This window comes from Chromobacterium sp. ASV23, assembly GCF_016428945.1.
Classification (GTDB): domain Bacteria; phylum Pseudomonadota; class Gammaproteobacteria; order Burkholderiales; family Chromobacteriaceae; genus Chromobacterium; species Chromobacterium sinusclupearum.
This window is the reverse complement of the sequence record NZ_JAELTR010000043.1, coordinates 1-19,405: the sequence shown is the minus strand read 5'-3', so window position 1 is coordinate 19,405 and position 19,405 is coordinate 1. Positions and strand designations below refer to the sequence as shown.

At 63.9% G+C, this 19,405-nt stretch carries 16 protein-coding genes and 3 tRNA genes; 13 read left to right on the top strand and 6 right to left on the bottom strand.

The window, feature by feature from the left end; translation table 11 throughout:
- Positions 1–17 precede the first annotated feature (17 nt).
- Positions 18–1,307 (bottom strand): efflux RND transporter periplasmic adaptor subunit, encoded by a 1,290-nt coding sequence (locus JHD59_RS16020; protein WP_199154955.1) that lies wholly within the window; start codon positions 1,305–1,307, stop codon positions 18–20.
- Positions 1,304–1,492: a hypothetical protein gene (locus JHD59_RS16015; protein WP_071109654.1), complete on the bottom strand. Its 189-nt coding sequence runs from the start codon at positions 1,490–1,492 to the stop codon at positions 1,304–1,306. The genes JHD59_RS16020 and JHD59_RS16015 overlap by 4 nt, the downstream gene beginning before the upstream one ends.
- A 226-nt stretch (positions 1,493–1,718) precedes the next feature.
- Here JHD59_RS16015 and JHD59_RS16010 point away from each other — a divergent pair, with 226 nt between their 5' ends.
- The 3 genes from JHD59_RS16010 to JHD59_RS16000 all read left to right on the top strand — a co-directional run bounded on the left by JHD59_RS16010 (position 1,719) and on the right by JHD59_RS16000 (position 7,060).
- Entirely contained in the window at positions 1,719–3,062 is a 1,344-nt protein-coding gene (locus JHD59_RS16010; RefSeq protein WP_199154954.1) for a sigma-54 dependent transcriptional regulator, read from the top strand.
- The gene (locus JHD59_RS16005) at positions 3,046–4,257 is read left to right on the top strand and encodes a PAS domain-containing sensor histidine kinase (RefSeq protein ID WP_199154953.1); all 1,212 of its coding nucleotides are present in this window, start codon (positions 3,046–3,048) and stop codon (positions 4,255–4,257) included. The genes JHD59_RS16010 and JHD59_RS16005 overlap by 17 nt, the downstream gene beginning before the upstream one ends.
- 121 nt (positions 4,258–4,378) lie before the next feature.
- Complete coding sequence (locus JHD59_RS16000) at positions 4,379–7,060, top strand: TonB-dependent receptor (RefSeq protein WP_199154952.1); 2,682 nt, start codon at positions 4,379–4,381, stop codon at positions 7,058–7,060.
- Between the two features lie 133 nt (positions 7,061–7,193).
- On the opposite strand, the gene JHD59_RS15995 is transcribed toward JHD59_RS16000, so the two are convergent.
- The 4 genes from JHD59_RS15995 to JHD59_RS15980 all read right to left on the bottom strand — a co-directional run bounded on the left by JHD59_RS15995 (position 7,194) and on the right by JHD59_RS15980 (position 8,736).
- Positions 7,194–7,268 (bottom strand) — tRNA-Glu (locus JHD59_RS15995).
- A gap of 3 nt (positions 7,269–7,271) precedes the next feature.
- Positions 7,272–7,348, bottom strand: a tRNA-Arg gene (locus JHD59_RS15990).
- 6 nt (positions 7,349–7,354) lie between these two features.
- Positions 7,355–7,448, bottom strand: a tRNA-Ser gene (locus tag JHD59_RS15985).
- Positions 7,449–7,509: 61 nt separating this feature from the next.
- Positions 7,510–8,736: an aspartate kinase gene (locus JHD59_RS15980; protein WP_103318256.1), complete on the bottom strand. Its 1,227-nt coding sequence runs from the start codon at positions 8,734–8,736 to the stop codon at positions 7,510–7,512.
- A 219-nt stretch (positions 8,737–8,955) separates the two neighbouring features.
- On the opposite strand from JHD59_RS15980, the gene JHD59_RS15975 reads away from it, so the two are divergent.
- The 10 genes from JHD59_RS15975 to JHD59_RS15930 all read left to right on the top strand — a co-directional run.
- A complete protein-coding gene (locus JHD59_RS15975) occupies positions 8,956–9,894 on the top strand; it encodes a hypothetical protein (RefSeq protein WP_199154951.1) in 939 nt (312 codons plus the stop codon).
- Between the two features lie 16 nt (positions 9,895–9,910).
- Positions 9,911–10,279 carry a response regulator gene (locus JHD59_RS15970; RefSeq protein ID WP_199154950.1) on the top strand — a complete coding sequence of 123 codons (369 nt, stop codon included), beginning with the start codon at positions 9,911–9,913 and terminating at the stop codon, positions 10,277–10,279.
- Between the two features lie 31 nt (positions 10,280–10,310).
- Positions 10,311–10,613, top strand: coding sequence for a lipid asymmetry maintenance protein MlaB (locus JHD59_RS15965; RefSeq protein ID WP_199154949.1), 303 nt, complete (start codon positions 10,311–10,313; stop codon positions 10,611–10,613).
- Positions 10,603–12,813, top strand: coding sequence for a chemotaxis protein CheA (locus JHD59_RS15960; RefSeq protein WP_199154948.1), 2,211 nt, complete (start codon positions 10,603–10,605; stop codon positions 12,811–12,813). Before JHD59_RS15965 ends, JHD59_RS15960 begins: the two co-directional genes overlap by 11 nt.
- A complete protein-coding gene (locus JHD59_RS15955; RefSeq protein WP_199154947.1) occupies positions 12,810–14,405 on the top strand; it encodes a methyl-accepting chemotaxis protein in 1,596 nt (531 codons plus the stop codon). Before JHD59_RS15960 ends, JHD59_RS15955 begins: the two co-directional genes overlap by 4 nt.
- A gap of 17 nt (positions 14,406–14,422) precedes the next feature.
- A complete protein-coding gene (locus JHD59_RS15950) occupies positions 14,423–14,968 on the top strand; it encodes a chemotaxis protein CheW (protein WP_071109643.1) in 546 nt (181 codons plus the stop codon).
- Between the two features lie 67 nt (positions 14,969–15,035).
- The gene (locus JHD59_RS15945; RefSeq protein WP_233164266.1) at positions 15,036–16,655 is read left to right on the top strand and encodes a methyl-accepting chemotaxis protein; all 1,620 of its coding nucleotides are present in this window, start codon (positions 15,036–15,038) and stop codon (positions 16,653–16,655) included.
- A 76-nt stretch (positions 16,656–16,731) separates the two neighbouring features.
- Positions 16,732–17,295, top strand: coding sequence for a chemotaxis protein CheD (locus tag JHD59_RS15940; RefSeq protein ID WP_233164264.1), 564 nt, complete (start codon positions 16,732–16,734; stop codon positions 17,293–17,295).
- Positions 17,292–18,395, top strand: coding sequence for a chemotaxis response regulator protein-glutamate methylesterase (locus JHD59_RS15935; RefSeq protein ID WP_103318263.1), 1,104 nt, complete (start codon positions 17,292–17,294; stop codon positions 18,393–18,395). Before JHD59_RS15940 ends, JHD59_RS15935 begins: the two co-directional genes overlap by 4 nt.
- Positions 18,396–18,415: 20 nt before the next feature.
- On the top strand, positions 18,416–19,405 hold a 990-nt coding region (locus JHD59_RS15930), incomplete at its 3' end, for an EAL domain-containing protein (RefSeq protein ID WP_233164263.1).

The window sequence follows — 19,405 nt, the reverse complement described above, 5'->3', positions numbered from 1 at the left end:
CGTTTTCTTCTCCCTTGTCATTGCAGCGTCAGTTGCGCGTATTTGCCGAAGGCGGCGTAAGACGAGACGATGACCCGCTCGCCGGCCTTCAATCCGTCCACCACTTCCAGCTGGGTCTGGCTGCGGCGGCCCAGGCGGATGGCGCGGCGCTGGGCGCGGCTGCCGTCGGCATTCAGCACCATGGCCCACGCGCCGCCGGTATCGTTGACGAAAGCACCGTTGGGCAACACCAAACCCGACACCGCCTGTCCCAGCATCAGCCTGCCGTCCAGCCCCTGGCCCGCGTTCAGCGCGCCGGCCGGCTGCGCGTCGAACAACAGCTCAAGCTGGAAATGGCCGTCCTGCACCTGCGGATTGATATTGCTGACTCTGGCGGTCGTCGTCGCGCCGCCGTCCAGCTCGATGGCGGCCTGCTGGCCGCGCTTCACCCGCGCCAGATAGAACTCGTCCACTTGCGCCGTCAGCTTGTAACGGCCCTGCCCATCGACCCGGCCCACGCGGTCGCCCGGCTTCAGCGAGCTGCCGACCTGGGCGGTGAAATTGGTCAGCTGGCCATCCATGGGCGCGCGCAGCGACAACGCCGCCAGGCTGTCCGATGCCATCTTTGTGCCGCGGCTCAGCTCATCCTGCGCCTGCTGCATCTGCCGCAACGCATTTGCCTTGATGCCCAGCTCGCGCGCCTGGCTCTGCTGCTCGTCGCGGTAGTCTTCGCGATACTGCTGCAGCCGGTCGCGCGAATCCTCCAGCGCGGCGGTGGAGATAAAACCCTGCGCCGCCAGCGCCGCATCGCGCCGGTATTGGCGCTCCTGCTGCTTCAATTTCAGGGCCAGGTCGCTGAGCCGGCGGCGGTAGTCGCTGCGGGTCGCCTCCAATTGTTCGCGGGTGGACGACAAATTGGCGTACTGCTGCGCCAGATCGGACTTGCGCGCCAATAGGTCCAGCTGGCGCTGCGGATTGGACAGCCGCAACAGCACCTGGCCGGCCTTGACCTTGTCGCCATCGTGAACAAGCACCTCGTCCACCCTGCCGCCCTCAACCAGATCCAGCAGCACCGACTGCGCCGGCTGCACCGTGGCACGCAGGATCACTTCGTCGCTGAAGCGGCCCTGGGTGACGGTGGCGATCTGCAGCTCGCTCGCCGCCACGCGCAACCCGGACGGCTGCCAAGCCCACCATGCCGCAGCGCCGCCCAAGGCCAACAGCAGCGCGGCCAGGCCAGCCAGGCGGCCTCGGCTCCAGCGCTTGCGCGCCACCACCTCATCCATGGCCGCGCCGCTGACCGGCGCCTCCGCATGCGCCTCGCTCACGCCACCCCTCCCGCCAGCCAGGACAATTGCAGCTTCAGACTGAATACGCCCAGATTGGCCGCCACGCGCATGCCGCCCGCCCCCAGGTGGCAAGCGAAAGACAGCGACGCCTCCTCCAGGACGATGCCCATCAGGACCAAAACGGCAAACAGAGCCAACACTATCCAGGGAAATTTGCGGTTCATGACATCACCTCGCTTCGACGATGCCCTTGTCACAGCAAGCTCCGTGCCAGAATTTAACTCATTGAATATGAATGTAAAATTGATTCAGCCTCCCAAAACTGTCCGGAACCGGACAGCCATCGGCGTCCGATAGCGGACACTGTCCGCCCGGCGGACAGCGCCGCACTTGCCAAGCCGCCGGCGACGACGCAACATCATGACTTTGTGCTAATTAAAAGGTGGGCCGATGAGCCGCCCCGTGATCTTGCTGATAGAAGACGACGAAGACGTCGCGCTGGCAGCGCGCATGCTGCTGCGCAAACTCGATGCCGACTTCGTCCACCTGCCGCATCCGCAGCTGTTCGACGCCTGGCAACGCCAGCGTCAAGCCGATATCGTGCTGCTGGATCTGAACTACTCCCCCGGCGCGATAGACGGCGCGGAAGGCTTGGCCATGCTGGCCAGGCTGCGCGCGCTGGCTCGGCCGCCGCAGGTCTTCGCCTTGACCGCCTATGCCGACGTGCCGCTGGCGGTGGCCGCGCTGAAGCAAGGCGCCAGCGACTTCATCACCAAGCCCTGGCAAAACGACAAGCTGCTGCAGACGGTGGCCAGCGCGCTGCGCGCATTGCAAGCCGCGTCACCGTCCAGCCACGCGGCGGACGACGAACTGCTAGGCCAATCGCCGGCGATGCGGACTTTGCGCGCGCTGATCGCCAGCGTGGCGCCCACCGATGCCAATGTGCTGATTCTGGGCGAAAACGGCGTCGGCAAGGAGCTGGTGGCGCGGGCGATCCATCGCGCCTCGCAGCGACGCCATGGCCCCTTCCAAAGCGTGGACATGGGCGCGGTGCCGGAATCGACGTTCGATAGCGAACTGTTCGGCCACCGCAAGGGCGCGTTCACCGACGCCCGCGCCGACCGCACAGGCCGCTTCCAGAGCGCGGCTGGCGGCACGCTGTTTCTGGACGAGATAGGCAATCTGCCCTTGGCCAACCAGGCCAGGCTGCTGACCGCGCTGGAGCGCCGCCAGATCACGCCATTGGGCGCGGACCGGCCGGAAGCGCTGGACGTGCGGGTGGTCAGCGCGACCAATCTGCCGGAAATCCAGCTGCATGATCCGCAATGTTTCCGCCGCGACCTGCTGTTCCGCCTCAATACCATCGTGCTGCGCGTGCCGCCGCTGCGCGAGCGGCGAGAGGATGTCCCGCTGCTGGCGCGGCACTACCTGCGACATTACGCCGCGCAATACCGCAAGCCCTTGCGCGAGCTGTCCGAAGCCGCGCAGCAAGGCTTGCAGGCGCATGACTGGCCGGGCAATGTGCGGGCCCTGCGCCACGCCTGCGAACGCGCGGTCATTCTGGCCCAGGGCGAGCGTTACCAGGCGGCGGATTTCGATTTGGCCGGCGTCCCGGCGATGGAAACGCCTTTGGCGTCGCCAGCCGGCGGGCTGAAACTGGAAGAACAGGAAAGGCAGACCATACGCCAGGCGCTGGAGCAATCCGCCGGCAACATCAGTCACGCCGCCAAGCTATTGGGCCTGTCGCGCGCCGCGCTGTATCGCAGGATGGAGAAACATGGCCTTCAAGCTTGAGCGCCTGCGCGGCCTGATCCTGTCGCAAAGCGCCGGCCTGGCCGCCATCGCCGCCACGGCCATGGCATGCCGCGATGCCCCGCGCGCGCTGGTGCTCTGCCTGTTGGCCGCGCTGTTGCTGGCCGCCTGGCAATGGCGCAGCAGCGCCTTGCTGGGCAAGCTGTCGGTCCAGGCGGCTGCCGAAGCCGAGCCGGAACCGCTCAGACCATCTGCGCTGGCCGTCCATCCGCCGGAAATCCGCCTGGAGCACGCGCCGGTGGCCTTGTTCCGGCTCAGCGCCGACCATGTCGAACCGCTGAACGCCCGCGCCCGCAAATTGACTGCGCCCGGCAACAGCCGCGATCCCGCCGCCCTGTATCGGGCCTTGCAGGAGCAAAGCAGCGACCGCCGCTGGATACGCTTTGAAACCGAGCGCGGCGTGGAGCGGGCGCTGGCCTCGGCCAGCAGCCTGGTGATAGAAGGCCGCCCCGAACGGCTGCTGGCGGTGCTGCCGCTGGAAAGCGAGCTGGAGGCGGAAACGCTGCGGGCCTGGCAGCAACTGGTGCATGTGCTGACGCATGAGATCATGAATTCGCTGACGCCGGTGGCCTCGCTCTCGCGCAGCGCCGCCGGCATGCTGGAAGACACGCCGGCGCTGCCTGACGATTTGCGTCAGGAGCTGGAGCTGGCTTTCTCCGCCATCAGCCGCCGCGCCGACAGCCTGGCCGATTTCGTCACCAGCTACCGCAATCTGTCCGCCGTGCCGGACCCCAGCCCGGAAATCGTCGACATCGCCGAATTGTTCGAACGCCTGCAGGCGCTGACCGCGCCCGCCTGGCGCGCCCGCGGCGGCCAGGCCGTCTTCCTGGTGGAGTCGGCCGCCATGGAGTTGAAAGCCGACGGCGGGCAGCTGGAGCAAGCCTTGATCAACCTGATCAAGAACGCCTACGAGGCCACCGCCCACCTGGCCGAGGCCAGGCTGACTGTCAGCGCCAGCCTGGGACGCGGCGGCCGGCTGAAGCTGGAAGTCAGCGACAACGGCCCCGGCGTGGCGGACGACAAGATCGAACAGATCTTCACGCCGTTTTACTCCACCAAGGCCAAAGGACGCGGCATCGGCCTGGCGCTGGTGCGCCAGCTGGTCAACAACAACGGTGGCACCGTGCGCTATGCCCGCAGCCTGGGCGGCGGCGCCCGGCTGATCCTGACATTCTGAACTAAGCGATATATTCCTAAGTCATTAGTTTTGCAATAATTATTGGCTAAACAAAAATGACATAGTGTTAAATTGTGTTTTCCGAAATTTGCATAGGACCAGCCAAGCCTGGTTAGATTCCGTGAAAACACAGTTTAATTTTCATTTTACTGTCATTGCAGCAGCCCTGCTGTCTTACACCGGCTTGGCGCACGCAGACGACTCCCAGCCCGACGCGCTGGACAAAATCACCGTCACCGGATCGCGCATTGCGCGCTCGGCCAAGGAAGGCCCGACCAGCGTCACCGTCCTCACCGGCGCCGACATCGAAAAACAGGGTTACACCAATGTCTACGACGCGCTGAACAATCTGACGCAGAACACCGGCTTCACCCAGGGCGCGGACTTCGGCAACACCTTTACCCCCGCCGCCAACGCGATCAGCCTGCGCGGGCTCGGCCCCAACCATACGCTGACGCTGATCAACGGCCGCCGCATGGCCGACTATCCCACCGCCTACGACGGCCAGGTCAACTTCGTCAACCTGGCCGATATCCCATCGGTGCTGATCGACCGCATCGAAATCCTCAACGGCGGCGCATCAGCCATCTACGGCTCGGATGCCATCGCCGGCGTAGTCAACATCATCCTGAAAAAACATCTGGATGGAGTCAATCTCAACCTCAAAGTCGGCGGCGCCGAGCATCATGGCGGCGAGAATGCCCGCCTGCAGCTGACCGGCGGCAAAAGCTGGGACCAATTGAACGTGATTTACGGCCTGGAGCTGAGCCAGCGCAATCCGATCTGGTCGCGCCAGCGCGGCTTCATGTCGGACGCCACGGCGCAGGGCGAGGCGCCGGCTCCCATCCTGGCGCGGCGCATCGCAGGCGGGCGCTATCTGGACGCGGGCAGCGCCTGCGGCAACTTCGCCGGCATGTTTGCAGGCAGCGTACAAACCGTAGGCAATGCCCAAAAAGGCTATTGCGCCAGCGGACTGCTGAAGCCGTCCTACTGGACGATCCAGACCGGCCAAGCCACCCAGAACGGCTTCTTCAGCGCCAACTATCTGCTCAACCCGCACGCCGAATTCTTTACCGATGCCATGCTCGGCTTCAAGCGCACCGAGAACAATACCCGCGGCCCCAGCTGGACGGCGGCGGCGGGCCAGGGCAATTATTTCCTGAACCAGAACACCGGCAATTATGAAAGCTGGGCCAAGCGTTTCGCTCCGGAGGAACTGGGCGGCGCCAGCAATTACAACCGCAAGTGGGATGATCTGGCCGCCAACCTGACCCTGGGCGTGCGCGGCGATCTGATTGGCAGCTGGAATTACGAAGCGGCCTACAACGCCTCGCTCTACACCAGCCAGACCACCACACCCGCGCTGTTGAGCAGCGTGAATAGCTATTTCCTGGGGCCCCAACTCGGCACCGACAGCAGCGGCGTGCCGATTTACGCGCCCAACCTCGGCCGTTTCTACCAGCCGCTGACGCCGGCCCAGGCATCCAGCCTGATAGACAATAGCGTCAGCCACAATAAATCCTGGCTGCAGGTGCTGAGCCTCAGCGCCAGCGGCGAGGCCTTCCAGCTGCCGGCCGGTCCGGCCAAATTGGCCGGCCTGCTGGAATGGGGCAGCCAGGGCTTCAGCAACGAGCCGGACCAAAGGCTGAACCAGGGCGTGTTCTACAACGCTTCTCCAGCCATCAATGCCAGCGGCTCCCGCTCGCGCCAGGCGCTCGGGGCCGAGCTGTTGCTGCCGCTGGCCAAGCCGGTCAACCTGACGCTGTCCGGCCGCTATGACCGCTATGAGATCACCGGCAACAGCGAAGGGAAATTCACCTATGGCGCCGGGCTGGAGTACCGCCCCGCCAGCAGCCTGCTGCTGCGCGGCAACTATGCCACCAGCTTCCGCGCGCCGGACATGAGCTATCTGTTCCAGACCCAAACCCGCGGCTACTACTCCTCCACTACAGACTACTGGCGCTGCGCCCAGTCCGGCCAGCCGCTCGCCAATTGCCAGTACGCCGGCATGTCGCCGGGCTCCAACTACGTCAGCAATGGCAACCCCAATCTGAAGCCGGAAAACGGCAAGTCCTATGGACTCGGCTTCGTCTGGTCGCCAAGCAAGGATGCCGACCTGTCGCTGGATTACTGGAACATCACCATCAACGATCTGGTCACCACACTGAGCGCCGACAAGCTGCTGCGCGACGAAGCCGCATGCCGCGGCGGCACTCTCGACATCCATTCATCGGCATGCCAAGACGCGCTCAGTCGCGTGCTGCGCAATCCGGCCAACGCGCTGGTCGATCCGGGCGCCATCAACACCATCGTGGTCAATCCGATCAACGCCGCCAGCGAGCGCACCAGCGGCATCGACCTGAGCGGCAAGTACCGTTTGCGCACGGCAAAGCTCGGCGACTTCCTGTTCAAGGCCACCTACACCAAGGTGCTGACGCATACCTACCAGCAGTTTGCCAACGATCCGGTGCAGAACGAGCTTGCCGACTTGACCAACACCGACTGGCCGGACAAGCTCAGCCTGACCACCGACTGGAACATCGGCGACTGGTCCAGCACGCTGCAGTTGACGCGCTACGGCAAGATTCCCAATGGCGCGGGCACCGGCTACCTGACACCCACCGTGCTGGCCAACTTGAGCGTCACCTATCAGGTCAACAAGAAAACCTCGGTCGGACTGATCGTCAACAATCTGCAGGATTTCATCAAGAAAGACTACACCGGAGGCTGGCCTTACTACCCGGTGGGCAGCTACACGCCTTACGGCCGGCAAGCCTGGCTTGAACTGAATCACAAGTTTTGAGAGGGAATATCAAGCGACGGGATGCCGATAGGCATCTCGTTTTAGTTTGCGCACGGGAAACCGCAAATCTCTCGCGGATGACGGAAATGCGAAAAAGCCCAGCATTTTGCAATGCTGGGCTTTTTCTGAATCCTGGCGTCCCCACGGGGAATCGAACCCCGGCTACCGCCGTGAAAGGGCGGTGTTCTAACCGCTAAACTATAGGGACAGCTGGCGCACCCGGAGCGATTCGAACGCCCGACCCTCTGGTTCGTAGCCAGATACTCTATCCAACTGAGCTACGGGTGCGTTATCTGGCGGAGAAAGAGGGATTCGAACCCTCGATACAGGTTTAAGCCCGTATGCTTCCTTAGCAGGGAAGTGCCTTCGACCACTCGGCCATTTCTCCGTTCAGAGAGCGCCATATTAAATATCGACGCCCCTGGTGTCAAGCATCAATCCGAAATTATTTACGCCGGCTGGTCCAGTCCGAAAACCTTATGCAATACGCGAACTGCCAGTTCCAGGTACTTTTCGTCCACCAGCACCGACACCTTGATTTCCGAGGTGGAGATCATCTGGATGTTGATGCCCTCTTCCGCCAACGTGCGGAACATGGTGGAGGCGATGCCGCAGTGCGAGCGCATGCCCACTCCGACAATGGAAATCTTGGCCACCTTGTCGTCGGCGTCGATCTTGGCGGCGCCGATATGGGTCTGCACTTCGCGCAGGATGGACAGCGCGCGCTGGAATTCGCCGCGCGGCACGGTGAACGAGAAATCCGTGGTGCCGTTCTCGCCGACATTCTGGATGATCATATCCACTTCGATGTTGGCATCGGCGATCGGCCCGAGGATCTGGTAGGCGATGCCCGGCTTGTCCGGCACGCCCTTGACATTGATGCGGGCTTCGTTGCGATCGAACGCGATGCCTGCCACTACCGCCTTTTCCATGCTCTCATCTTCCTCAAACGTAATCAGGGTGCCCTCGCCTTCTTCCTCGAAGCTGGAGAGCACGCGCAAGCGTACCTTGTATTTGCCGGCGAACTCCACCGAACGTATCTGCAAAACCTTGGAGCCGAGCGACGCCATCTCGATCATTTCTTCGAAGGTGACCGTCTTCAGGCGGCGCGCCTCCGGCACCACGCGCGGATCGGTGGTGTAGACACCGTCCACGTCGGTGTAGATCTGGCACTCGTCGGCCTTCAGCGCCGCGGCCAGCGCCACGGCGGAAGTATCCGAACCGCCGCGGCCCAGCGTGGTGATATTGCCTTCCTCATCCACGCCCTGGAAGCCGGCGACGATAACCACGCGGCCTTCCTTCAAATCGCCACGCATCACATGCTCGTCTATCGACTGAATGCGCGCCTTGGTATGCGCCTGGTCGGTCACCACCTTCACCTGCCAGCCGCAATAGCTCTTGGCCGGCACGCCGATTTCCTTCAATGCCATCGCCAACAGGCCGATGGTGACTTGCTCGCCAGTGGACACCACCACATCCAGCTCGCGCGGATCGGGATAGTCCTGAATGTCCTTGGCCAGGGCGATCAGGCGGTTGGTTTCGCCGCTCATCGCGGAAACCACCACCACCACATCATGCCCCTGGGCCTTCCACTTGGCGACGCGGCGGGCCACATTCTTGATGCGCTCGGTTGTCCCAACCGATGTGCCGCCGTACTTCTGTACGATGAGTGCCATACGTGCTTCTTAATTGAAAAAAGTTGAATATCGAGCTTCGATTCTGACCATAGAATGTCCAGAATTGCAAGACGGAAATGCCCTGCGCCTATCCCCAGGCGAAATATCCGTCTATTCCCGGCGTGGGTTCGCCAGCACATCCGGCAGGCTGTTTGCATCCCCACAGCGCAACGGCTACAAACAGTATGAAGACTATGTATCCGAAGACGGGACCGATGCATGATTGCCCCTGTTCAACCCTGGCGCTGGATCCGGCTGGAAATAGGCTTGGCCATCAACGGGGCAATACAGTATGCCTTGTTCATAGATCATCCCCTGTTCTGGCCCGCCGTCGGCCTGAGCACACTGCTGATCACGCTGCTGGTCATGTGGCCGTCGCCGGCGCCCGCCATCGCGGCGCAGGACAGCGACCAATCCGCGTATTGGCGCAGCGTGGCTACCCATGTCTACGCGCTGCTGCCCTTATGGGCCGGCCATGTCGCGCTGGGGCGGGAGCAGATAGACGAAGCGGCCCTGCAGTTGACCGCCCGCTTCGACCACATGCTGCGCCAATTGGGCAGGCCATCCCCGCCATCGGATGATTCGCCCCATCCTCTGACCGCGGCGCAGAACAAGCTGACTAATACGCTGGAAGCGCTGCAACTGCCGGCGCCGCTGCAGAAGCAACTGCTGCCGCAATTGCAGCAATTGAAGCAATCCGGCCAGCAACTGGCGCTCCTGACGAAAAGCCTGCCCGCAGGCGAACCGTCGCCGACAGCCGCGCTTGAGCAGATCGGCGAGCAGGTGCGGTTATTGCTGCAACAACTGGAGTCCATCGATGCCGATGTCCACGACAGTTGCCGCGCCTGTCAGATGAAACTGGACGACCCGGCCGCCAGCCTGGACTTGCAGGCCACGATAGAAGAGGTATTGACCCATCTGCAGTTCCAGGATCGGGTCAATCAGATACTGTCCCATGTGCAAAACGATATCTGGCAACTGGAAGCGATGCTGCACGAGGCCTTGAACAGTCGAGATGACGCGCTGCCGGAGCCGCCGGATACCGAGGCCTGGCTGATCGCCCTGAAAAACAGCTACACCACCCATGAACAACGCGCGCTGCATAACCGGGATCATAACGACAAGACGCCCGGCGCCAGCGACATCACTTTTTTCTGAATGACGGGGAAGGCGGATGACCAAAACGATATTGATCGTCGACGACTCCACCACGCTGCGCCAGGTGGTGAGGATGACCCTGGTCGGCGCCGGCTATGAGGTGCTGGAGGCCGGCAACGGCAAGGAAGCCCTGGACATCCTGGACGGCCGCAAGATCCATCTGATCATTTCCGACGTCAACATGCCGCTCCTGGATGGCATTGAACTGCTCAAAAACATCAAGCAACTGCCCCATTACAAATTCACTCCGGTCATCATGCTTACCACCGAATCCGCCGAGGACAAAAAACGCGAGGGAAAAGAAGCCGGCGCCAAGGCCTGGGTGGTCAAGCCATTCCAGCCGCCGGCGCTGCTGACGGCCGTTTCCAAACTGATCCTGCCCTGAGCGGCAACCGACACCTGACGCAGGAGCGGACATGACGCTTTCCCTTGTCGCCGGGCATGAGCAAACCATCTACCAGGCCGCGCAATGGCGCGCCGATCTAGAACAGGCGCTGCGCAGCGAAGAGGACATCCTGCTCGACTTGTCCACCATAGAAGAACTCGACTGCGCCGGAGCCCAGGTTCTGATCTGGCTGCGCCGCGAGGCCGAACGGCGCGGCCGCAAGGTGGACCTGCGCGATCCCAGCCGCTGCGTGCGCGAGTTCGCCCTGCTGATGGGCCTGCAGCGCGAACTGCTCCCCGCCGCACAGAATGAGGAGACCAGCGATGGATCTTGAGCTGGCCATGCAGACCTTCCTGGAAGAAGCGCGCGAACTGCTCGGCGACATGGAAGGCATTCTGCTGGACATCGATCCCGCGCGCGCCGATGCCGAACAGCTGAACGCGCTGTTCCGCGCCATGCACACCATCAAGGGGTCGGCGGGCCTGTTCGGCCTGGATGACATCGTCGGCTTCACCCATCAGGCGGAAAATCTGCTCGATCAGCTGCGCGACGGCCAACTGCGGCTGGACGATGAACTGGTGGGGCTGCTGCTGCGCTGCCACGACCACGTCAAACTGATGATACAGGCGCTGGACGACAAGGCCGATCTGGCGTCTCTGCACGACGCGGCCTTGCTGGCGTCGCTGCAGGCTTATCTGGCCGCGCCGCACCCGGCGCCGACGCCGGCGCCTGAACCCGCTTCAGCCATGGAGGCGCAACAAGAACAAGAAGCGCCAGACGCGCCCTCTGCCCTGCCGCCGCATGAACCCTGGCTGCTGTCGCTGCGCTTCGGCCCGGACGTGCTGCGCAACGGCCTAGACCCGTCTTCCTTCCTGCGTTATCTGGCCACGCTGGGCAGCATCGAACAGATCGAAGCTGTCAGCTGCAACCTGCCCATCGGCGAGGACTTCGACGCCGAAACCAATTACCTGCGCCTGGAAGTGCTGTACCGCAGCGACATCGACGAACAGACGCTGAACGAGGTATTCGAATTCGTCCGCGAGGACAGCGAGCTGCATATCTGGCCGCTCGGTCGCGCAGGTGCCCATCTGGCGGAGGCCTGCGCCAATGCGACACCGGCAGAGGCCGAGGCGGTGCGACTGGCCTGGCAGCGGTTCGGCGCGCTGGACGAGACCGATGCGCAAGCTGTCGACCCCGCGCAGCCTCCCGCCGCCGAACCCGAGCCGCCGCGCGAGGCCGCCGAAGCGATTCACGAACCGCCACCACCGACGGCGGAAACCATGCCGGCCGCCAGCGAAAGCCGCCGCCTGCACGAGAGCAAATTTCTCAAGGTGGAAGCCGGCAAGCTGGATAGCCTGATCAATCTGATCGGCGAACTGGTCATCGCCGGCGCGGCGGCCAATCTGCTGGCCCGCCGCTCGCAACAGCCGCAGTTGGTGGAGTCGACGCTGGCGATCGCCAACCTGATCGAACAGATACGCGCCGGCACCCTGTCGATGCGCATGGTGCAGATAGGGGAAATCTTCCAGCGTTTCCCGCGCGTGGTGCGCGACGTCTCGCGCGAGTTGGGCAAGGATATCCAGCTGCACATCGTCGGCGCGGAAACCGAACTGGACAAATCGATGGTGGAAAAGCTGGGCGACCCGCTGCTGCACATCGTGCGCAACGCCATCGACCATGGCATTGAATCGCCGCCCATCCGGCAAGCCCACGGCAAGCCGGCCACCGGCAATCTGTGGCTGAACGCTTATCACGAGTCCGGCAGCATCGTCATCGAAGTGGCGGACGACGGCGGCGGCCTGAACCGCCAACGCATCCTGGCCAAGGCGCGCGAACGCGGCCTGCTGGGCGATGAGGACGAGCCGCCGGACAGCGTGGTGTTCCAGCAGATATTCGAAGCCGGCTTCTCCACTGCCGACCATGTGACCAATCTGTCCGGCCGCGGCGTGGGCATGGACGTAGTCAAGCGCGGCATAGAACAACTGCACGGCACGATAGAGATCGACAGCGAAACCGGCCGCGGCACCACCTTCCGCCTGCGGCTGCCGCTGACGCTGGCCATCATCGACGGTTTCCTGGTCGATGTCGGCCATTCCACTTTCGTGCTGCCGCTGGAGGCCGTGGTGGAGTGCATAGAGCTGCCGGCCGATCTGCCGGAAAACGGCGTGCACGACTGCATCAACCTGCGCGGCGAACTGCTGCCGCTGCTGCATCTGGGCCGCTTCTTCGAACTGCCGCCCATCGCCGCCGCCCGCCGCAACATCGTGGTCGCGCAATACGGCGAGCGCAAGGCCGGGTTGGTGGTAGACGCGCTGCAAGGCGAATTCCAGACCGTGATCAAACCGCTGGGCACGCTGTTCAGCGCGCTGAAAGCGATCAGCGGCTCCACCATACTCGGCACCGGCGAAGTGGCGCTGATCCTGGATGTGCCTGCGCTGATCCAGCATGCCTGCCGCAAGGAATCGGAACGCCTCGCCCATACCATCCCCCCAGCATCCACCGCCGACCCCTTTACTCAACGGAGCACGCCATGACGGCCCTCAAGGACATGCGCATCGCCACTCAGCAAGCACTCGGCTACGGCGCCATCATCGCGCTGCTGCTGGTGTGCATCGCGCTCGCCCTGCTCGGACTCCAGGAGCTGGGCGAAGTGATCCACGGCATCACGCTCAACAATCAGGAGAACCGGCTGGCGCACCAGCTGCTTGAGCAGAATCAGGAAGTCCGCATCGATATCCGCGTCGCCCTGCTGGCGGACCAGCCGGGAGAAACCTTGCAGGCCAGCCAGGCGTTTCAGGATTCGCTGCGCCGTTATCAGGACATCGAACAACAGCTGGCGCAGCTGTTCCTGCGGGAGTCGGCCACAACGGCCCATGAACGCGAACTGATGGGTGCCATCCAGACCGCCAGCCGCGACGCGCACCAGGCTTATCAGCAAGCGCTGGAGCTGTCGATGCAGCAGAGGGCCTCCGAAGCGCGCGCGCTGGTCAATGCCGGCAAAGGCGCGGTATTGAATCAAAGCATCGCCGCGCTGGCCGAATATGAAGACCAACTGAACAATGGCTTGGTGCAGCAAAGCGATCACGCCACCGCATCCAGCCGCAATCGCCTGCTGCTCTTGGCCGGACTGGCCATCGCCGCCAGCGTGCTGATCGCCCTGTTGACCCGCAAGGAACTGCTGCGCACGCTGGGCGGCGAGCCGCAGCAGGTGGCGGCCATGATGCACGAAGTGGCCAAGGGCAATCTGCAGTGCCGGATCACGCTGCGCGAAGGCGACCACGGCAGCTTGGCCGCTTCCATCATGCAAACCGTGCAGACGCTGGCCACCATCATCGCCGAGGTCAAGAGCGGCTCGGAAAGCCTGTCCGTGGCCGCGCAGCACATCCACGCCACCTCGCAGCTGCTGGCGCAATCGGCCAGCGAGCAGGCCTCGGGCCTGGAGGAAACCTCCAGCTCGGTGCAGCAGATGTCGGCTTCGATCAATCAGACCAGCGACAATGCCAGGATGACGGAAGGCATCGCGGAAAAAGCCTCCAGCGAAGCCGCCGCCGGCGGCCAGGCGGTGCAGGAAACGATACGGGCGATGCGCCAGATCGCCGACAAGATCAGCATCGTCGACGACATCGCCTACCAGACCAATCTACTGGCGCTGAACGCCGCCATCGAGGCGGCGCGCGCAGGCGAGCACGGCAAGGGCTTCGCCGTGGTGGCGGCCGAAGTGCGCAAGCTGGCGGAGCGCAGCCAGGTGGCGGCGCAGGAAATCAGCACCCTGGCGCGGGGCAGCGTCGGACTGGTGGATCAGGCCGGGGGCCTGCTGGAGGAGATCGTCCGCTCCAGCCGCCGCACTTCCGACCTGGTGCAGGAGATCGCCGCCGCTTCCGGCGAGCAGTCCGGCGGCGTCGGCCAGATCAGCCTGGCGATACAGCAGCTGAGCCACACCACGCAGCAGAACGCCAGCGCCAGCGAAGAGCTGGCCGCCACCGCGGAACAGATGAACCGCCAGGCGGAAAACCTGCATGATCTGATCGGCTTCTTCCATCTGGGTACGCTGCAGGGCGGCTCGCACGGCGCGCCCGCGGCGCCGCGGGCCAGCCACAGCGCCGATGCTTTCCGACGCATCGAATGACCACCGGAGACGCAGCCATGGCAGCACTGAACATTCTGCGCCGCAGCGACGGCCACCCGGTCCAGGAGGAACAAGGCGACATTCGCCAGTTCCTGACCTTTCAACTGGCCGGCGAAACCTTCGCCGTCGGCATCCTGCGGATACGCGAAATCCTGGAATACATCAAGCTGACCACCGTGCCGCTGATGCCGCCGTTCATCCGCGGCGTGATGAACTTGCGCGGCGCGGTGGTGCCGGTGATCGACCTGTCGCTGCGCTTCGCGCGCGATCAAACGGCGATCAACCGCCGAACCTGCATCGTCATCATCGAAATGGAACATGCGGAACAGTGCCAGCTGATCGGCGTGCTGGTGGACACCGTGCACGAAGTGCTGGCCATCCCGGACAGCGAAATCGAGCCGCCGCCGCAGTTCGGCAGCAAGATCCGGGTGGACTTCATCGAAGGCATGGCCAAGGTGGACAGCCACTTCGTGGTGCTGTTGAACGTGGACAAAGTGCTGTCGCTGGAAGAAATGTCGCTGCTGTCCGAACTGAGCCGCCAGGAAATGGCAGAGGAGGAGTGATGCGCGCTCGCCATCATGCAGTTGCGGGCCGTCGTGGACAGCCACCGGCCCGACGCGGAGACCCCCGATGAAAAACCTCACCATCCGCCAACAATTCAGCCTGTTGATCGTCTGCGTGCTGCTGGGACTGGGCCTGCTGACCGTCACCGCCTGGCAGGGCTTGCGCACCGTGATGATCAATGGCGCGCTGTACCATCAGGTGGTCATCGGCAAGGATTTCATCAACGACCTGGACCCGCCCAATCAGGACCTGGTCGCCGCCTTTCTGGCGGTGAACATGCTGCGCAACACCACCGACCCCTCGCTGCGCCAGCAGTGGTTCAACCAACTGCGAGCCAAGCGTGCCGAATTCTATGACAGCCAGAAAAAGTGGCAGGCCAGCGATCTGCCGCCCGATATGCGCGCCATGCTGGAACAGAAAGTCAAGCCCACGGCGGATGCCTTCTTCCAGGAATTGGAGACGCATTTGCTGCCGGCGCTGGAAGCCCATGATCAACTGGAGATCAACCGCTCATTCGACCGGCTGTCGGCCGACTACGAGCTCAACCACCAGGCCATCCTGCCCTTGATCGACAAAACCAACCAGATGCAGCAGGCAACGGAAACGGAAGCCGAACGCAATACCCGGCTCACCTTCTCCTTGCTCGGTTCGGTCAGCCTCGCCGTGCTGCTGCTGCTGACCGGCTCCTTGACCTGGATATACCGCCAGCTGGTGCGCCAATTGGGCGGCGAACCGCAGGCGGTGGCCGATATCGCGCGCGAGGTAGCCGCGGGCCGGTTGAACATCACCACCACGCCCGCGCCGCAGGAGAGTCTGCGCGACGCCATGCAGCAAATGTGCCAGCAACTGCGGACCATCATCGGCGATGTGAAGATAGGCGCGGATGGCATCGCCAGCGCGGCCCAGCAAATCAGCGCCACCTCCATGGCCTTGTCGCAAAGCGCCAGCGCCTCGGCCGCCGGCGTGGAACAAAGTTCGGCCTCGATCGAACAGGTCTCGGCCTCGGTCAGCCAGACCAGCGACAACTCGCGCACCACCGAAGCCATCGCCGAAAAGGCATCGGAAGAAGCCACCGAAGGCGGCAAGGCGGTGCAGCAGACGGTGCTGGCGATGCGCCAGATCGCCGAACGGGTCGGCATCATCGACGACATCGCCTACCAGACCAATCTATTAGCGCTGAACGCCGCCATCGAGGCGGCGCGGGCCGGCAAACACGGCGCCGGCTTCGCCGTGGTGGCGGCCGAAGTGCGCAAGCTGGCGGAGCGCAGCCAGGTGGCGGCGCAAGAAATCGGCGAACTGGCCGAACACAGCGTCACCGTGGCCGAGCAGGCCGGCCGCCTGCTGCTGGAGATCGTCCGCTCCAGCGGCCGCACCGCCGACCTGGTGCAGGAAATCGCCGCCGCCACCCAGGAGCAGGCCGGCGGCATAGGCCAGATCAGCCAGGCCATTCAGCATCTGAACCATTCCACCCAGCAGAACGCCGCCGCCAGCGAGCAGTTGGCCTCCACCGCGGCGGAGATGAATATGCAGGCGGAGCGGCTGCAACAGGCCATGGCCTTCTTCCATCTGGGCCATACGGCGGGGATGGCAGCCGGCGCTGCGCCCGCCTTAGCCATGGCGGCAGCGCCGGCCTTCACGCCGGATGCGGCCAAAACGGACGAGCACGACGATATGTACCGTTTCTGAAACTCGGACTGTACTAGATTGAAATGACACACAAGCCGCCGGCTCGACCCGACGCAAAACAAGGAAGCCTTGCATCATGGCGCCATCCCCGCCCAGCGCAACAGGAGCCCCGCCCGCAGCCGATTCGTCCAGCGACGCGGTATTCCTGCATCCTGGCGAATGGCACTTCGGCGGCAGCGGCACCCGCATCCGCACGCTGCTCGGCTCCTGCGTGTCGATTGTGCTATGGCACCCGCAGGCCCGCGTCGGCGGCATGTGCCATTACCTGCTGGCCCAGCGCAACCACCGCCGTACCGAAACCCTGTCCGGCCGCTACGGCGACGAGGCGATGCTGTTGCTGCTGCGGGAAATTCTGGCCTGCGGCCTGCCGCTGCAGGAGTTTCAGGCGCGGCTGGTCGGCGGGGCCTCGATGATGCTCAGCCGCGAACGCAAGCTCAGCCACGATGTCCCGTCGCGCAACATCAATCTGGCGCGCGCGATGGTCAAGCAGCTTGGCCTGCGGCTGCAGGGGGAAGACTTGGGCGGCAACTGCCCGAGGCTGGTGCTGTTCGATATCGCCAGCGGCAATGTTTGGATCAAACAATCACAAGAGGCCGAGCTGGAAGCGATGCCGCCTCCCAACGCAAGGACGCGCACATGAGCATCAAGGTTCTGATCGTCGACGACTCCGCCGTGGTGCGGCAGGTGTTGAGCCAGGTTTTCGACAAGGCCAGCGGCATCGAGGTGATGGACGTCGCCAATGATCCGTATATGGCGATGGACAAGATGAAGCTGCATTGGCCGGACGTGATCGTGCTGGATGTGGAAATGCCGCGGATGGATGGCATCACCTTCCTCAAGCAGCTGATGGCGACCCGTCCGACGCCGGTGGTGATCTGCTCCTCGCTGACGCAAAAAGGCACTGACATCAGCATGCAGGCATTGGCGGCCGGCGCGGTGGAGGTGATCGCCAAACCGGCGGCCGGGGTCAAGGGCTTCCTTGAAGAAAGCGCCAATCAACTGGTGATGGCGGTGCGCAGCGCCGCCGCCGCGCGCATGAACCGGATGCGGGTGATGCCGTCGGCCAGCGGCGCGGCGCCCAGCGGCGGCAGCAGCGCGGCGGCGCTGGAGACGCGCCCCAAGTTGTCGGCGGACGCCATCCTGTCCGCGCCGACCGGCAGCAATGTCTTCGCCACCACCGAACGCATCGTCGCCATCGGCACCTCCACCGGCGGCACCCAGGCGCTGGAGGCCATCCTGACCGAGCTGCCGCGCACCTGCCCGGGCCTGGCCATCGTGCAGCACATGCCGGAGAAATTCACCCGTTCCTTCGCCGACCGCCTGAACAGCCTGTCGCAAATCGAAGTCAAGGAGGCCAGCAACGGCGACCGCATCCTGCCCGGCCGCGCGCTGATCGCGCCTGGCGGCAAGCATATGATGGTCAAGCGCAGCGGTGCCTACTACCAGGTGGAAGTGGTGGACGGCCCGCTGGTCAGCCGCCACAAGCCATCGGTGGATGTGCTGTTCCGCTCCGCCGCCAAGTTCGCCGGCCGCAACGCGCTGGGCGTCATCATGACCGGCATGGGCGACGACGGCGCCAAGGGGCTGAAGGAAATGCATGACTGCGGCGCCAAGACCATCGCCCAGGACGAAGAAAGCTGCGTGGTGTTCGGCATGCCCAAGGAAGCGATCAAGCTGGGCGCCGCCGACGAAGTAATGTCCTTGGACATGATCGCCAAGGCGATCTGCCGGCAGGGATAGGCGCCGCCATGGTGCTGCAGATGGACGATGTACTGGTGGTGGAAGACAGCGCGGTGCAACGCCAGCATGCCTGCGATCTGTGCCGACAGCTCGGCATCGTCAATCTGCGGCAGGCGGCGGATGGCAACGAGGCGCTGGCGCGGATGCGCGAACAACTGCCCAGCCTGGTGCTGATCGATCTGGAAATGCCGGGCATGGACGGCGTGCAGCTGATCCAGCAGATGGCCAAGGACAATCTGTCGGTTCCCATCATCGTCGCCTCCGGCAAAGACTACCTGTTGATTTCCACCGTCGAACTGATGGGACGGGAGTTGGGCCTGCCGGTGCTGGGCGGCATCAAGAAGCCGCTGCAGCAACAGGCGCTGGAGGATCTGCTACGACGGGTATGGACGCCGCCATCGGAAAGCGGCGCCGAGGTGGAGCTGTGCCAGGATAAGGACGTGCGGCTGGCGCTGGACCAAGGCCAGCTGGTGCCGTATTACCAACCCAAGGTGACCCTGGATGGCGGCCTGCTGAAAGGCGCGGAAATGCTGGTGCGCTGGCATCACCCGGAACTGGGGGTGATCCCGCCGTCGCGCTTCATTCCGGTGATAGAAGCCTGCGACTGGGCTACCGAGCTGACGCTGACCATGCTGGAACAAGGCTTGCAACAATGGCAGGAGTGGGCGCGGCGCGGCCTGCGGCTGCCGCTGTCGGTCAACCTGTCCGCGCTGTCGCTGAAAGGCACGACCCTGGCCGACGAGATAGACCAGCGCATCCGCGCCAGCCGGGTGCCGCCTCGCTTCATCGTGTTCGAGATCACCGAAACCGCCGTCGCCGACAACCTGGCCGAAGCCATAGGCATCGCCGCGCGGCTGCGTCTCAGCGGCGTCGGGCTGTCCATCGACGACTTCGGCACCGGCTTCGCCACCTTCCAGCAACTGATGCGCTTCCCGTTCACCGAGCTGAAAATCGACCAGTCGCTGGTGACGTCGATCTCCAACAAGCCGCACCTGGAGGCGGTGTTCAAC

Bases quoted from the DNA above. Each gene is read 5' to 3' on its own strand.
- JHD59_RS15935 (WP_103318263.1), top strand. From the start codon at position 17,292: ATGAGCATCAAGGTTCTGATCGTCGACGACTCCGCCGTGGTGCGGCAG.
- JHD59_RS15980 (WP_103318256.1), bottom strand. From the start codon at position 8,736: ATGGCACTCATCGTACAGAAGTACGGCGGCACATCGGTTGGGACAACC.
- JHD59_RS15940 (WP_233164264.1), top strand. From the start codon at position 16,732: ATGGCGCCATCCCCGCCCAGCGCAACAGGAGCCCCGCCCGCAGCCGAT.
- JHD59_RS15950 (WP_071109643.1), top strand. From the start codon at position 14,423: ATGGCAGCACTGAACATTCTGCGCCGCAGCGACGGCCACCCGGTCCAG.
- JHD59_RS15975 (WP_199154951.1), top strand. From the start codon at position 8,956: ATGATTGCCCCTGTTCAACCCTGGCGCTGGATCCGGCTGGAAATAGGC.
- JHD59_RS16015 (WP_071109654.1), bottom strand. From the start codon at position 1,492: ATGAACCGCAAATTTCCCTGGATAGTGTTGGCTCTGTTTGCCGTTTTG.
- JHD59_RS16005 (WP_199154953.1), top strand. From the start codon at position 3,046: ATGGCCTTCAAGCTTGAGCGCCTGCGCGGCCTGATCCTGTCGCAAAGC.
- JHD59_RS15965 (WP_199154949.1), top strand. From the start codon at position 10,311: ATGACGCTTTCCCTTGTCGCCGGGCATGAGCAAACCATCTACCAGGCC.
- JHD59_RS15955 (WP_199154947.1), top strand. From the start codon at position 12,810: ATGACGGCCCTCAAGGACATGCGCATCGCCACTCAGCAAGCACTCGGC.
- JHD59_RS15960 (WP_199154948.1), top strand. From the start codon at position 10,603: ATGGATCTTGAGCTGGCCATGCAGACCTTCCTGGAAGAAGCGCGCGAA.
- JHD59_RS16010 (WP_199154954.1), top strand. From the start codon at position 1,719: ATGAGCCGCCCCGTGATCTTGCTGATAGAAGACGACGAAGACGTCGCG.
- JHD59_RS15970 (WP_199154950.1), top strand. From the start codon at position 9,911: ATGACCAAAACGATATTGATCGTCGACGACTCCACCACGCTGCGCCAG.
- JHD59_RS15945 (WP_233164266.1), top strand. From the start codon at position 15,036: ATGAAAAACCTCACCATCCGCCAACAATTCAGCCTGTTGATCGTCTGC.